We start from the raw sequence: 13339 nt of genomic DNA, 5'->3' as shown, positions 1-13339 counted from the left end.
CTCATCCCTTTCCCGCCACAAGTGTGCGGCCGCGCCGGGCTCCTCCAAACCGCCGCTGAAGGGCCCGGATACATTGGAGGAATGGCTTCATCGCAGCGCGAACTCGATCTGATAGAAAACCTAGGCCAGCGCGGCTAGCGTGACGACGACTCCGAAGCCCGGGTCCGTAAGGTCCTCGCCGGCCTGCGGCAGGGCGGGCTGATCGACCCGGACGCCATCCTCGAGGACATGCGCTCCCGCGGCTTCAGCCGTGCCGACCTGGTTCGATGAAGCTGCTCATCCGGAAGACCCGCGCAGCGTCGCCTACTCCTCGTTGAGGAGGACCCGGATGGTGTGAAGGACCAGCTCGCGCTGGCGGGCGGTGAGCCGGTTTGCGCTCTCGGGCAGCACGAACGGTGCGTGCTCGCCGGCGGGCACCCCGGCCGCCACCCGGAGCCGGGTCATGGGAATGTTCAGGGCGAGCGAGAACGCGTACAGCACCTTTTCCGACGGGGTCTCCGGCTCCCCACGCAGGTACTTCGAGATGGAGGTATTGGTGACCTTCACACCCCGCACCTCGGCGACGGCCTGAATGCGGCGGGCGGAGAGCTGCTCGGTATTCGAGTCGTTGAGCAGGTCGGAGAGGCGGCTCATGCCCCGCAGCCTACCGGGAGGTGGCAGTATCGACGATGAGAATGGCCCTGACCACGATGTAGATTCAGGCAATCAGCCGTGACGGGCTGGCGCTGGGGACAGGAAGATGAAGATCGACGGCCCGACTCGGCCCCGTGTCGGGGCCGGCCTATCGGCAGTGACCTAGGCAGCACCGGCAGGATGGAACAGGCGGGCAATTGGGGTCAGCTTCGCTCATGTAAGTCCCGGTGCGGAAGACGCGAATGACAACGACGGGTGGCTCGGGCTGGCGGCTACCATGCACCGAACCGGATTCGGGTCGATATTGCCAAACGTCAGGACGGGTCCCGTCAACAGGTGAGGCGGTCGACGCGACCGTGGCCGGCCTGATGCTGGCCGGGCCAGACAGTGTCTTGCAGGTCCTGGCGTCCGCCAGTGAGGAAAGCCATCTGACAGAAGCCCTTGCGACAGGGTGGTTAGGCGTGACTGCGACAGGTTTGGATGGCCCGGGTAGGACGGTTATGTCTGGCCCTACTTCGTGATTCAGCGGAGAGTAGGTCTGGATGGAGTCGGGAGTGGAGTTGTTCGCGCGGATCCAAAGAGACGCCCGGTGCCCTCCGCTCACGTCCCCTTGCGAGCTATCCCAGCAGCTGTGAGCTGTAGCAGACACTGCTCTCAACTGCGAGGTTCAAAATCCCCCCACCAGCAACCACGCGAAGATCACTGCCACCCACCGCAATGACGGCCACGATCCCGGCGAAACCCGAGCTTGTGCTCATGATTTCTCCAATCCCAGGAGGGCCCACATGCCCTCCTATCCAGCATGGCGTGATTGGGGGTGACATAGTCAGCGCCTATTGGCCCTAGCCGTGTGAACGCCAACCTGCGTCGGGTCACTCCCGCGAGAAGAGGGAAGCCTTGTGGTTCGCTCTCTAGGGTGATTTCGGTTTGCGGTTGGTGGAAAGCACAACGACGCGCCGAACATTTCGGTAAGTGCCGGTTCTGTGGGGGAAGCAATCCAAGCGGCGCAGTGCTCCGAATCACAGTCAGTGCGGGTCCGGATCCGGACCCGCTCTCATCGCACAGTGAAGGATATTGATCCCATGAATAAGAAGATGCGTCTTCTCGCGGTACCGGCCCTCGCCCTCGGCGCCGTCACGATGGCAGGCTCTCCCGCTATGGCGCACGATGGAGATCACTCCTACTCCTCGACCCTCGGCCAGCTCAATGGCACCACCGGCTCCGGCTCCATCACCCTCGACGTCAAGGGTGACAAGGCCATGGTCAACCTGCAGGTGTCGGGCCTCGCCGAGACCTTCATGGACGCCCCGTACCCCCACGTCCAGCACATCCACGGTGGAGCCAAGGGCGTCTGCCCGACGACGGCCGACGACGCTGACGGCAACGGGATCGTCAACGTGGCGGAGGGCGCCCCCGGATACGGCGACATTCTCACCACCCTCACCACCTCGGGCGCCACCACCCCGGCCGAGGGCCTGAACCTCGCCCTCGGCGGCCAGGGTGGCACCTACTCTGTTGAGCGTGAGATCACCCTCGACGCCGCAACCAAGGCCTCCCTGGAAGCCGGCACCGCCGTCGTCGTCGTGCACGGCCTGGACCCCGCGACGGCCGGCGTCTCCGAAGAGGTCTTCGGCAGCCCCTCGGAGATCGCCCCCGATCTCCCCCTCGGCGCGACCTCGCCCGCACTCTGCGGCACCCTGGTAGAAACCCAGATGGGCGCCATGCCTGACGGTGGCGCCGACACCGGCGTTGCCCAGGAGACCGGCTCCAATACCGGCGTCCTCGCCCTCGGTGGCGGCCTCGTCCTGGCCGCAGCAGCCGGCGGTACCTACATGGTCCGCCGCAACAACGCCTAACCACCAGCACCATCCATCGGCCCCGTGATGGATAGCAGCACATAACAACAGTGCCAGCAGTACGAACTGATCGGACCACGGAAGACACCTTAAGATCAGCTCACCCCAGCGACCGCCGCAGACACCACCACCTGGTATCCGCGGCGGTCGCTCTGTGACTCCTCACCGGCTGCTCACTCCTAGCCGACACCAACACCGGCACCAAGCTCGCTGCAGGAGCTAGCGCCGGAGGTGACTTCTATTCCGCCGAGCCGCACATCGTCGACGATAAGGGCATCGCGGTCGCTGAAGGTTTCGCGCGTGATGCCACACGTCGCTGCGCCTTGCCGTTCGCATCACCAAGCTCGGCGAGGAAGCCCGCAACCGTCAGACGACGATGGGCTACCGTGATCGACTTGGCCATCGGGATCCGGCGGCGAGCATCGGATGCGTGAACACGGAGCTCAAGACCTTGCTGCGGGAATCCTCACCGCACTCGGTCACACCGGTCCCATCCGCACCCATCCCGGATCGAGGAACTGTCCTAAGCGTTGCCGTTCATACCGCTGTCACTTTCACTACACCGCAGGGACAGGCTTGCTGGCTACGATCGGCCCATGACGATCAGTACGGGTCTGGAGAAAGTACACGCGTTGGCTGTTGAATCGGCACAGGCCCCGCTGCGGGAACGACAGATTCTGATGGTGCGGCAAGGTCTGCACAACGCCAACGTCCTCACTCCTGAGGAACGACGCGAGGTCATTACCGCATGCGCCGGCCGGCCGGTGGCATCGCTCCGAGACTTGCGCCAAAGCGAATTGCGGCCCGTTCTGGAGTACCTGCGCGGGAGGACCAGAGCGCAAGCGCTCTGAGCAGACCAGCCATCGATTGCGATCCGGGCCGCCAACGAATTCTCGGTGGCCGGCCTTCACCGCACGAGCAGCACCTCGCGCTGATCCGCTCAAGGGCATGTGTGGCGGCCTTCGGGCCATCCAGTCGGCAACCCTTTCCGGGCATCCACGGCACCACTCCTCCGACCCAAACTGATGCCTCCTTCGGGCGAAAAGCTGGGCTGCGGGTCGGCATCGTCAGGCCGTATCCTCCTGCCATGAGGACCTATCCCCGGCACGAAATGGTTCCTTTCCTCCGTCGATCCAACGCCGGCTACCTTGAAGCCGCGGACATGTTGCGCGCCGCTCAGCGCGAAGTGCAACAGGAACATCTCCAGGGGACCGAGTACGTCCTCGGGGTGGAGGTGTGGGGCGTTGAGACGCACGGGATCCACGACTACCGGGGGCAGCGCGTCGACCACACCGCGCGTCGACCTCACCGGCAGCGGCTTCACCATCTACTGGTACCGGGCAACCATCACCGAACACCCGCCGGCCGGGCCCCCACGTAGCCAGTCGATGACCCGGGACGAAGTGGGAGACTTGGGGCTTATCACCACGAGAAAGTGAGCTCGATGGCTTCCGCTGTAACTCTGATCCGCTCTCCCGCTCTTCCTGACACGGTGCAGTACGCCTATGCGGCGACTGCGCCGGCCGATGCGCGGCTGGTGTTCCTCGCAGGATCGTGTCCCCTTGACGAGGCTGGAGCCACGGTGGGTGTGGGCGACTATGCGGTGCAGGCGGCGCAGTGCCTCGACAACATGCTGGTCGCGCTCGATGACGCGGGCGCGACCCTGGAGGACGTGATCGGTACGCGTGTCCTGGTGGCGTCCACCGATCGGGCTGACCTCGTAAGGGCGTGGGATGTTGTGCGGGCAGTGTTCGGTGCCCATGACGTGCCCAGCACCCTGGTAGGGGTGACGGTTCTTGGTTACGAGAACCAGCTCGTGGAAATCGAGGCTGTCGCTGCTGTCCGCGACTGACGCACAGCGGCGTTTCGTCTACGGATCTGCTTTCGCTCCAGGGGAAGATACCGACGCACCCGCACGATCGGTCGATCCGGCCCGCCGGCGGGAAGGGTCGGGGGCGAGGAGCGGGGGCAGGAGTCGGACTGATACTCCAACGATCCCGACTCCTGCCCGAGAGGCTTAGGCTTTGGCCGGCTTCTTGACCAACTAGTAAGCCTACTGACTAGTTGATCATGGATGGGGAGGGGAACGTCAAGGGGGACGGCGACATTGCTCAGTCCCCCTGGCCGGCATCGAGGTGCTACGTGGGCCTCGATCCCCTGTGGCATCAGGCCATGCGGAGCGATCCCCCGAGCAGTGACGCGCCTTGGTCGGAGATGGCGCCCGTCGAGCATCGGCATGGACCCGGAGGGCCCGTTGATCCACTTGTCCCTTGCCGCTGGTATCGTCGGCCGATGGATGCCGCCGTGCCCGAACCTCGCAACATCACCACTGCAGCTGCCGTTAGCGCTACCGCTGCAACGATCGGGGGCTTGTCGGACCGTGCCGATCCCGTCCCTGGACGATGTCGACACGGTCCTGCTGCCCTACACACACTTCTCCATCCTGATGCGCCCGGATAAGCGCTTGGCGGCCATCACGGCGCTCGGGATCGACGGGGCGAAGCTCATGGACCTCGACCGGTCCGGCATCGCTTGGCGGCTGGATCCGCGCCTGCCGGAGGACCAGCAGACCGGGGAGCGGGTGTACGCCCGCAACGACATTGACCGCGGGCACCTCGTGCGCCGGGCATCCGCTGTCTGGGGTGACACCCGGGCCGAGGCAGCGCAGGCGAACGAGGACACCTTCCACTACACGAACGCCGCACCGCAGGCGGCGAAATTCAACCAGGGCCTCGAGTTATGGCTGGGTCTGGAGACGTATTTGCTGGAGAACGCTGCGGACAATGGCCGGCGCCTGATCGTGTTCACCGGACCCGTCTTCAGCGACGTCGACCCCGTGTACCGGGGGTGGAGATCCCGCTGCGCTTCTTCAAGGTCGCGGTGTTCCTCGAAAGCGGGGCACTGGCCGCGACAGGCTACGTGGTGGACCAGACCCCACAGCTGCAGGACCTCCCCGTCGTGCCGCGGCCGGGAGCCGTGGAGGACGGGGACGCTCCCCCGCTCGGCCCGTTCCGCACCTTCCAGGTCCCCATCCGGGACATCGCGACGCTCACCGGCCTGGATATGGCCCAGCTGATCGCCGTCGACCGAATGCCGACCGCAGCACTTCCCGCCGCCCGGATCACCTCGACGTGGCGGGAACTCACCAGCCGAGAGAGCCTCGACCTGGACTTCGACCTCAAGAACTAGAGGCACCCGTGCCAGCGCCCCGAATCCCCTGGTGCGGTTCCGCACGCCTTATGCCACCGCTTCGGGCTCTCAAGCATGTGAGGTTCTCACGTAATGGCGGAGTTTCACGCGCTTAGTGGCAAAGCTTCGGTCACGTCCACGCAGGGCCAGTCCGCGGTTCCCTCGTAGCGTCCGTGAGGACTTGCAAAGCAGGCCTGTGTGAGGATCCTTTGCATCGATCATCGGCAGGAAGCTGTCCAGTCAGTTTCCTGGGTTGCCTGCTGCTGGCCATCGTGGGGAGGCAGGATGCACGATGGTGGGGTCAGAACGGCGGCCTCCCCGCCGTGGAGCTTGTTAACGCAAGGAGTGCACTTCATGGCAGATCTTGGCGGCATGGCCGATAAGGCCAAGGACGCAGCACAGGACAACCCGGACAAGGTGGATCAGGCCAAAGACAAGGCCAAGGACACTCTCGGTGGCAAAGACGGGGATCAGAAGTAAACCGCCACACGGAAGAGGCCGGTCAGTGCTTCACTGACCGGCCTCCTCGTGTGCTCCTCTTGCCGCTCGTCACTGAGTCTTAGCTCCCCCGCTGGAGCGAAGGCGGTTCACGGGGTTAAGGCTTAGCGGGAAGACTCTCGGCAGCGGTGACCTCTCGTGGGTCGGCGGACCGTCGAGAATCCATTACCCGCCCGTGGTGAACCGCTCCGCTATCGTTTCTGCTGATGAGGCGGAGTGTTCGACGATGTCGATGACTTCTTCGATGGGCAGCTCGGCCACGGCCGCGATGTCGGTGATGTCCTGGCCGTGGTCGACGGCTTCGGTGATGGCTTCCTCCAGCACGAGCGCGGCGCTGTCGAGTTCGAACTCGACGGACTCCTTGTCGGCAGCAGCTACGCGAATACGGCGCAGGTCATCGTCCATGAATCAGTCTCTTCCGTTTTGAGGCTTCAGCGCCCTGCCGAAGCGCAGAACACACGAGCTAACAGTAGGACGCAATGATCGTTTCTGCCGCCTAGGCCCTGGCAGGCACTTGCTGTCCTCAAGGAGAATCTGCGGGCACCACGAATAGGCAGTCGTACGAGTGGATCAGGACCACGGTGCAGGCGACGGTGGCCGTGTCAGTAAACGCGGGACCCGCAAACGCAGCCTGCAGCGAGTTGATCGTCTTCACCTCGTGAAGCGAACCCTTCGGGGTTCAGAGGGTGAGGGTGCGGTTGAGGACGGCTTCTGCGGTGTCGCTCAAGCTGGTGTTGTGGGATCGGGCGTAGGCGCGGAGCCGCTGGAAGGCCTCGTTGACGTCGACCTTCGAAACATGGGAGATGACGCCCTTGGCCTGCTCGATGAGGATCCGGCTGTTCAGGGCGTACTGCAGCTGTTCGTTGACGACAGCTGATTCGCGGAGGGTGCGTTCCTGCATGATGCTGATCGTTGCAACGTCCGCCAGGGCTTGCCCGATCGCGATGTCCTCTTCGCTCAGCTCACCCGTGTCGGTGCGGAAGAGGTTCATCGCGCCGATGGTCCTGCCACGGACACGCATCGGGAAGGCGTGCACGGACCGGAATCCCTGCGCGGCGGCCGCGTCCTTGAACTGGGGCCAACGGTCCTCGGTGCCGGCGATGTCGCGGATCGTCAGGGGGGCACCGGTGACGTAGCACTCGACGCAGGGACCCGCCCCGGTCTCCTGCTGCAGGACTTCGATCAGGTGGCTTTCCTCACTGGTGGACGCCAGCACCTGCAGGGCGCCGTCCGGGTCGGCCAGCATCAGCCCAGCCGCGGTCGCGTCGAGCAAGCCGACGCTTTCCTCCACGAGGGTGTGCAGCAGGTCCAGGACGTCGTAGTCATCGACGAGCGTGTCCGCGATTCTCACGAATGCTGCACTGACCCGGCTTGCCCGGGTGATGGCTTCCATGGATCCCACTGTAGAGCCCTCCCTCATCGTTCATCGGTCTGCCGAGAGGTAAAGTCCAGCCGCCGCTCCAGCACCTCGGTGGAGGTTTCGTGCACCGATTGCCCGTTGGCGAAGGCATGACCCCGCAGCAAGAGCAGTGCGTCCGCGGCGGTTTCTCCGGTCTGGGCGATCACCATGCCGGTTGCCTGATGGATCTCCCGGCGGGACGGGGACAAGCCAGACCCGTGAGAATCCTGCTCGGATTCCGGGACGAGGATGCGCCGTAGCAAGCTCCACGCAGTCCCGTCCGCCAGGGCGCGGGCGGTCACCAGGTCGGCGTCGCTCAAGGATCCCGGGGTCAGGCTGTAGAGCTCCGCGACGCCAATATCCATGGCACCAACGACCAGCGGGAAGACGAAGAGGGCTTCGGCGTCTGTGTCGAGGAGGGCTTTGCCGAAGACCGGCCACGTCTCGTGTTCCATCGAGCGCACATACGGGAGAAGGACGGGACGGCGCGATCGGGCGGCTTCCCACCGGGGGCCTTCGCCGAGGTCGAACTGCAACTCATCTAACCTCGCCGCAAGATCGTCGCTCGCGCACAGCGTGGTCTCCCGGGAGGAGCCGCTGAACGCCGACAATGCCGCACCCGTCACCGGCAGCGCGTCGATGAACGATGCGCAAAGACGCGAGCACAACTCATCCAGACCGGATACCTCGCCCTTGCTCATCAGGACACCACCCGAAGAGGGGGAACAGGAAAGTCGGACCGGTGCAGCATCTCCCTCACCCTTTTATGGAGCAACGCGCTCAGTCGTCTTATGAGCTACGCCGCTTTCCGGTGTTTGGGTTCGCCAGCGTACTGCCCCAAGTTTAGGTCCCCATCAGCATAATGACAGGGGCCAAGGACCACAGGATCACCGTTCCTTTGCCCGGTTCGCACGAGCGCAGATCGCGAGGCTCGGGCCCGGGGGCGGCACTGACCGCCTCAGGCGGTCCGGCACTCTTGACACTTCTCCAGAACGGCAGCAGGCTTAGGTTATTGCCCCGGACCCCGGCATCGTGTATCCATTGCCGTGCTGACTAGGGGCCACCATGACGCAGACGATCCATCACCTCGTCCGCAGCACTCGCCAGAGCGAGTCTCGTACCGATGCTCATGGTGATCGTGTTGGGCAGACGAAAGTGCCTTACCCGCCCGGGGCGCGTGGACTCAGTGATCGCCAGGTTGTTATCGCGGTCATGATCACGAAGGGGGTGACCTGTCGGGACATCGCGGGTGAGTTGCGGCTTCCGCTGCGAACAGTGGAGGGTCACCTGCATCAGGCGATACGCACCCTGCGCCTCTCACGTGTTGAAGACCTGACCTACGAGGTCATCGCAGCGCACTACGAGAGGACTCTGTTAGCTGCACGATCCGACCAGCCCGAAACCTCCGAGTCCACTAGATCCCCAGAGTTCCCTGAGTCTCTCGGGTTCACCGGGGGCGACGACCCGTTGAACTCGTTGGTGGCCCTCGATGCCGCCGAAGCCTCCCAGGCCCACGATGAGGACCTTGCCCCGGTTGCCTCCTTCTCTCTCGAACTGGCAGCTACACGCGCGCAACTGGACCAGGAACGCGACACCGTGCGGCAGCTCCATCAGGCGGTCGGCAGTCGCGACACCATCGGACAGGCCAAGGGCATCCTCATGGAAAGGCACAAGATTAGCGCGGACGCCGCTTTCGTGATGCTGCGAGAGAAAAGCAGCCTCAGCCACCGCAAGCTCGTGGACGTCGCCCACGACCTGATCTACTCAGGCGAAGAGGCCGCCTACACGAAGTAACTAGAAACCTTCTGACACCGTCCACCCTGAAGGGACCCGGGACGGAAAACGGACGGACCCACGGGATCGCCCGCCACCGGGACGAGTGGTGCGCAGGCCTTCATGTTCGACGGTCATCACCCGCCGAGACGCCCTCTAGGGCGACACCGTCCGCGCTGACCGCACCCAATCCCGCCCGAACGCCGACGCCGAGATCGGCGGTAACCATCGTGTGGCGGAGTAGCAAATGTCGGTGAGCTACCGCGTCTCTTTGAGCACGTGCCTACGCCGTTCGGCCGCACGTCGCGCCTGGTGAAAGTTGCCTCCGATGAGAGTTGCCTCTGGGCAACGATGCTTTAATGTAAACGCTGTAATTCTGGTGCCTTCACCCGTTCCGTCGCGTGCTTCTGCGGGTCTTAGTGCGCGATGACGAACCCTACGGTGGGCGCACCGCGGCTCGAACACACCGTGATCCTACTTCCGAAAGGCGTGCATGATGAGCGAGGGATCCGGGGTGGGCAGGGGTATGCCGTCGTCGCACCACGGCGGTCGTGAACGGGTCCGTGATCTCGCCACGGAACTGGCCGAGCTCGCCCGGTCGCTGCAGCAGAAACCGGACTCGGATTTGGTCGTCGCCGGGTTCGTCCACGCGGCGATCGACCTGATCCCAGGGGTCGACGAAGGCTCCGTGAGCGTCGTCACCGGGCGGAAGAACGTCGGATCCCGCGGCGCGTCCGGCAGCCTACCCGAGCGCATCGACGCGCTGCAGGAGGAGACCGGGGAAGGACCGTGCCTGGAAGCGGCGTACGAGCGCCGGACCGTGCGGGTGGCCGACATGGCACACGAGGAGCGGTGGCCGCTGTTCGCGCAGCGGGCCACCGAGGCCGGCGCCCGGGGGATGCTCTCCATCCAGCTGTGGGTCGAGGGAGACGACCTGGGCGCCCTGAATCTCTACTCGTACAGGGCCAATGCGTTCACGGACGAGTCGGAGAACGTGGGCCTGCTGGTCGCCTCCCACGCGTCGGTGGCGTTCGCCGAGGCCGAGAAGACCCGACAACTCCACGAGGCCATCGATTCCAGGGACGCCATCGGTCAGGCCAAGGGCATCCTCATGGAACGCCACAAGATCACCGGTGAGCAGGCCTTCATCGTGCTGTCCATGGCCAGCCAGCGCACCCACCTGAAGCTCTGGAGCGTCGCCGATCACCTCATCAGCAGCGGCGAACTCCCCAACAAGAACACCTAGAGGCCCACCGTGAATACCACTCCCCCATCCTCCTCATCATCGCCGTCCCTGTTTCCGCCTGAGTTGTTGGCGATTTTCGGGCGGACCAATGGTCACCTCCTCACAGAGCAGACCGCCCACGACGCGGTCGATGGCTTGGCTGAGATCGCCCGCGACATCATCGGCGCCGCCGAGGGCGCCGGCGTCAGCCTCATCGACACGGACGGCACCCGTATGAGCGTGGGCGCGACCGACCCGCGCGTGCTAGAAGCCGATGACCAGCAGTACGAGCTCGGCCAAGGACCCTGCATGAGCGCCTGGCTGGAGGGTGAGCCCGTGTACATCGCCGACACCCACACCGATCAGCGGTGGCAGAAGTGGACGACCGCGGTAGCGCCGCTCGGTATCCGCTCCTGCCTCAGCGTGCCCCTGCTGGACAAACCGACAGGCCTCGGGGCGATGAAGGTCTACTCGAACACTGTCGACGCGTTCTCGGGCAAGGACCGGCGGCTGCTGATCAACCTCGCCCGCTCCGCCGCGACCCTCCTCGACCACATCCAGGCCAGCGACACCCCCCAGCGGATCAGCAACGACGTCAAAGCGTCCCTGGCCGAACGGGACACCATCGGAGTCGCCCGCGGCATCCTGATGGAACGCCTTGATCTGGACCGGCAGGCAGCCATGAACCACCTGATCGACCTCGCCACCGACGCGAACACCACCATCGGCTCCATCGCCGCCATCATCAGTGAACGTCAGGACGACACCAAACCCACCCCTGATCCATGATGACCAAGCACACCATGTCCAAAAACACCCCCGACGAACAACGACAACGCACACTGCACGCCATCCACAGCAGTGGACTCGGGGTGCAGAGCGTATGGGTCCGCTACTTCTCGTTCACCGGGGACGTCGACGAGTTCGAGGTCGACGCCTACCTCAACGGGCTGATCACCCTCACCCCTCTGGATCGGGACCTCGTGTCCCTCGCGGTCAACGAACTCATCGCCGAAAGACTCCCACCGACCGCCCCCTACAGCAACGACCCCGACGACCCTGACAGATCGGACGAATCGGACGAATCCGACGAACCCGATGTTCTGGTCGCCCTCGATGTCCTCGACCACCAGGACGACCGCGACGACCTTAACGAGGACGGCAGAGGACAGGGCGCATCAGACAACACCTAGGGCCACACGCAGGGGGCGGCGAAGTGAGCGGATCGTCCTACCTCACCGGCCCGGACCCGCGAGGTAGGACGATGCGCCGGTCCTTGCTAATGCGTACGTTCGGACACAGGTTTCGGCTAGCCGTATCGAGCACGCCGAACGGCTTTTCTCATGACCACCGCCCAGGCCCCCCTGTCCGGGGCCGTGTCCAGGGCCGAGTCCTTGTCGAGGATCACTGGGTTCTCGGAGCGCGCAGGCAGCGGGTTGTGCAGGTGGCAGCCGTAACGGCTGCAGCATGGCAGTTGATCAGAGGGCGGCATTCTGGGGCGTGTGGCTCATGATGAGGAGTTGCCCGAGGTTCCTGATCCTTCGGGGCGAGGTGTAGCCGGTGCCCATGGCGGCGACGACGGAGCCCTGGAGGAGGATCATCCAGCATTCGGCGAAATCGTCCGGGTCGATGAGTCCTATCGCTGCGGCGGCGTTCCTAGCTTCCTGACGCATGTCCCGCAGATACTGTGCGCTGGCCGCGCCGACGTCATCGCCCGCGCTCGTCTCGACCAGGGCTCGGATGTAGGGGCAGCCGGCGAAGTCCTCGGTCTGGAACCACTCGTCGAAGATGTCGAAGATCGCCAGGAGCTGATCCTGCGGGGAGTGCCCCCGCTTCCGGGATTCGACGCCCAGGTAGCCGATGGTGAACAGTTCCCGTCGGCGACTGAGGAACGCCATGATGAGTTCATTCTTGGACGGGAAGTGGCTGTAGAAGGACGCTTTCGCCACTCCCGCGGTGCTGATGATCTCGTTGACGCCCACCGCCCGGACGCCGCGCTGGACGAACAGGTCGTAGGATGCGTCAAGGATCCGCTGCCGCGCGTTTTTCACAGAATGGTCCACCACAGGAACATACGCCCTCTTCCGCCGGTGCCGGGACCGACCCTCATCCAGCGCAGCCCGGACAGACTGGTCTGCTTGGTTGCACGAGGAGCGCTCCTCGCCCCCATCGATGAGCACGCAGCGGACATGAGACCCCGCAGGTGGTGGTCCTGGTTCCTGAGCGAAACCTCAAGATCACCACCCGATCACCATTTGATCACCGTGGTCTGTCCTCCGGTGGCCGAACCACGCGGAGTACCCGCCCCACTGGCCAGTTTTGCCAGCGCTCTGGTCCGGGAGCTGTGCCGGCAGGGGCAGGGTTGAACTCGCTTTTTCGGGGATCAGGCGGCAACGAGCTCACTGACGGGTTTATGCCGCTGAGGGGATGCTGAAGTTTTTCGTTGGGCATCCTCGTGGAATGCCACAAGATCATCGGTGAGCAGGCGTTCATCGTGCTGTCGATGGCCAGCCAGCGCACCCACCTAAAGCTGTGGAGCGTCGCCGAGCACCTCATCAGCAACGGCAAACTCCCCGGTGAGAGCATCGCGGTTTGAGAATTCGTAGCACTTTGTGCAGGGATAACTACAGCTGATCTTGATGGCGCCTCCGGCGGCGCTGCATAATCGGGGCCGCATACTGGTGTCACCCTAACGATGTCCCCGGATCTGTCCGCGGGCCTCAGCCGGACACACCGACGAGCCTCGTGCACGAACGTGGGAGTCCC

General features: G+C 64.5%; 15 protein-coding genes and 1 pseudogene. 11 read left to right on the top strand and 5 right to left on the bottom strand.

Annotation, left to right across the window (positions count from 1 at the left end):
* Positions 1-303 precede the first annotated feature (303 nt).
* Complete coding sequence (locus tag AC4D2F_RS01125) at positions 304-633, bottom strand: hypothetical protein (RefSeq protein ID WP_490909182.1); 330 nt, start codon at positions 631-633, stop codon at positions 304-306.
* A 1082-nt stretch (positions 634-1715) separates the two neighbouring features.
* Here AC4D2F_RS01125 and AC4D2F_RS01120 point away from each other — a divergent pair.
* The 6 genes and pseudogenes from AC4D2F_RS01120 (at position 1716) to AC4D2F_RS01095 (ending at position 6158) form a co-directional block, all read left to right on the top strand.
* Positions 1716-2489 (top strand): hypothetical protein, encoded by a 774-nt coding sequence (locus tag AC4D2F_RS01120; RefSeq protein WP_490909181.1) that lies wholly within the window; start codon positions 1716-1718, stop codon positions 2487-2489.
* 596 nt (positions 2490-3085) lie between these two features.
* Positions 3086-3340, top strand: a complete 255-nt coding sequence (locus AC4D2F_RS01115) for a hypothetical protein (RefSeq protein ID WP_490909180.1) — start codon at positions 3086-3088, stop codon at positions 3338-3340.
* A gap of 593 nt (positions 3341-3933) precedes the next feature.
* Positions 3934-4341, top strand: a complete 408-nt coding sequence (locus AC4D2F_RS01110) for a RidA family protein (protein ID WP_490909179.1) — start codon at positions 3934-3936, stop codon at positions 4339-4341.
* Positions 4342-4563: 222 nt separating this feature from the next.
* Positions 4564-5265: pseudogene (locus AC4D2F_RS01105) on the top strand (DNA/RNA non-specific endonuclease); the annotation flags it as partial.
* A gap of 71 nt (positions 5266-5336) precedes the next feature.
* On the top strand, positions 5337-5678 hold the full coding sequence (locus AC4D2F_RS01100; RefSeq protein WP_490909178.1) for a hypothetical protein: 342 nt from the start codon (positions 5337-5339) through the stop codon (positions 5676-5678).
* 354 nt (positions 5679-6032) lie between these two features.
* Positions 6033-6158 (top strand): hypothetical protein, encoded by a 126-nt coding sequence (locus AC4D2F_RS01095; protein WP_490909177.1) that lies wholly within the window; start codon positions 6033-6035, stop codon positions 6156-6158.
* Positions 6159-6341: 183 nt separating this feature from the next.
* On the opposite strand, the gene AC4D2F_RS01090 is transcribed toward AC4D2F_RS01095, so the two are convergent.
* The 3 genes from AC4D2F_RS01090 to AC4D2F_RS01080 form a co-directional block, all read right to left on the bottom strand.
* Positions 6342-6581 carry a hypothetical protein gene (locus tag AC4D2F_RS01090; protein WP_490909176.1) on the bottom strand — a complete coding sequence of 80 codons (240 nt, stop codon included), beginning with the start codon at positions 6579-6581 and terminating at the stop codon, positions 6342-6344.
* 274 nt (positions 6582-6855) lie between these two features.
* The gene (locus tag AC4D2F_RS01085; protein WP_490909175.1) at positions 6856-7569 is read right to left on the bottom strand and encodes a GAF and ANTAR domain-containing protein; all 714 of its coding nucleotides are present in this window, start codon (positions 7567-7569) and stop codon (positions 6856-6858) included.
* 23 nt (positions 7570-7592) lie between these two features.
* Complete coding sequence (locus tag AC4D2F_RS01080) at positions 7593-8276, bottom strand: GAF and ANTAR domain-containing protein (protein WP_490909174.1); 684 nt, start codon at positions 8274-8276, stop codon at positions 7593-7595.
* Between the two features lie 364 nt (positions 8277-8640).
* Between AC4D2F_RS01080 and AC4D2F_RS01075 the strand changes: the two genes are divergently transcribed.
* The 4 genes from AC4D2F_RS01075 to AC4D2F_RS01060 all read left to right on the top strand — a co-directional run bounded on the left by AC4D2F_RS01075 (position 8641) and on the right by AC4D2F_RS01060 (position 11766).
* Complete coding sequence (locus tag AC4D2F_RS01075; RefSeq protein WP_490909173.1) at positions 8641-9369, top strand: ANTAR domain-containing protein; 729 nt, start codon at positions 8641-8643, stop codon at positions 9367-9369.
* A 475-nt stretch (positions 9370-9844) separates the two neighbouring features.
* Positions 9845-10594 (top strand): GAF and ANTAR domain-containing protein, encoded by a 750-nt coding sequence (locus AC4D2F_RS01070; protein WP_490909172.1) that lies wholly within the window; start codon positions 9845-9847, stop codon positions 10592-10594.
* A 9-nt stretch (positions 10595-10603) separates the two neighbouring features.
* Positions 10604-11362, top strand: a complete 759-nt coding sequence (locus AC4D2F_RS01065; RefSeq protein WP_490909171.1) for a GAF and ANTAR domain-containing protein — start codon at positions 10604-10606, stop codon at positions 11360-11362.
* 14 nt (positions 11363-11376) lie between these two features.
* Positions 11377-11766 (top strand): hypothetical protein, encoded by a 390-nt coding sequence (locus AC4D2F_RS01060; protein WP_490909170.1) that lies wholly within the window; start codon positions 11377-11379, stop codon positions 11764-11766.
* Positions 11767-12051: 285 nt separating this feature from the next.
* Here AC4D2F_RS01060 and AC4D2F_RS01055 read toward each other — a convergent pair whose 3' ends face one another.
* Entirely contained in the window at positions 12052-12636 is a 585-nt protein-coding gene (locus AC4D2F_RS01055; RefSeq protein WP_490909169.1) for a TetR/AcrR family transcriptional regulator, read from the bottom strand.
* A 380-nt stretch (positions 12637-13016) separates the two neighbouring features.
* Between AC4D2F_RS01055 and AC4D2F_RS01050 the strand changes: the two genes are divergently transcribed.
* Positions 13017-13169, top strand: coding sequence for an ANTAR domain-containing protein (locus tag AC4D2F_RS01050; RefSeq protein WP_490909168.1), 153 nt, complete (start codon positions 13017-13019; stop codon positions 13167-13169).
* Positions 13170-13339 lie beyond the last annotated feature (170 nt).

It is taken from the genome of Arthrobacter sp. TJ-263 (assembly GCF_058269155.1).
This window is presented reverse-complemented; position numbering and strand designations above follow the sequence as displayed.

What these genes read in the sequence shown, in the direction of transcription:
- AC4D2F_RS01125 (WP_490909182.1), bottom strand. Translation starts at nt 633, where the DNA reads ATGAGCCGCCTCTCCGACCTGCTCAACGACTCGAATACCGAGCAGCTC.
- AC4D2F_RS01120 (WP_490909181.1), top strand. Translation starts at nt 1,716, where the DNA reads ATGAATAAGAAGATGCGTCTTCTCGCGGTACCGGCCCTCGCCCTCGGC.
- AC4D2F_RS01115 (WP_490909180.1), top strand. Translation starts at nt 3,086, where the DNA reads ATGACGATCAGTACGGGTCTGGAGAAAGTACACGCGTTGGCTGTTGAA.
- AC4D2F_RS01110 (WP_490909179.1), top strand. Translation starts at nt 3,934, where the DNA reads ATGGCTTCCGCTGTAACTCTGATCCGCTCTCCCGCTCTTCCTGACACG.
- AC4D2F_RS01095 (WP_490909177.1), top strand. Translation starts at nt 6,033, where the DNA reads ATGGCAGATCTTGGCGGCATGGCCGATAAGGCCAAGGACGCAGCACAG.
- AC4D2F_RS01090 (WP_490909176.1), bottom strand. Translation starts at nt 6,581, where the DNA reads ATGGACGATGACCTGCGCCGTATTCGCGTAGCTGCTGCCGACAAGGAG.
- AC4D2F_RS01085 (WP_490909175.1), bottom strand. Translation starts at nt 7,569, where the DNA reads ATGGAAGCCATCACCCGGGCAAGCCGGGTCAGTGCAGCATTCGTGAGA.
- AC4D2F_RS01080 (WP_490909174.1), bottom strand. Translation starts at nt 8,276, where the DNA reads ATGAGCAAGGGCGAGGTATCCGGTCTGGATGAGTTGTGCTCGCGTCTT.
- AC4D2F_RS01075 (WP_490909173.1), top strand. Translation starts at nt 8,641, where the DNA reads ATGACGCAGACGATCCATCACCTCGTCCGCAGCACTCGCCAGAGCGAG.
- AC4D2F_RS01070 (WP_490909172.1), top strand. Translation starts at nt 9,845, where the DNA reads ATGAGCGAGGGATCCGGGGTGGGCAGGGGTATGCCGTCGTCGCACCAC.
- AC4D2F_RS01060 (WP_490909170.1), top strand. Translation starts at nt 11,377, where the DNA reads ATGTCCAAAAACACCCCCGACGAACAACGACAACGCACACTGCACGCC.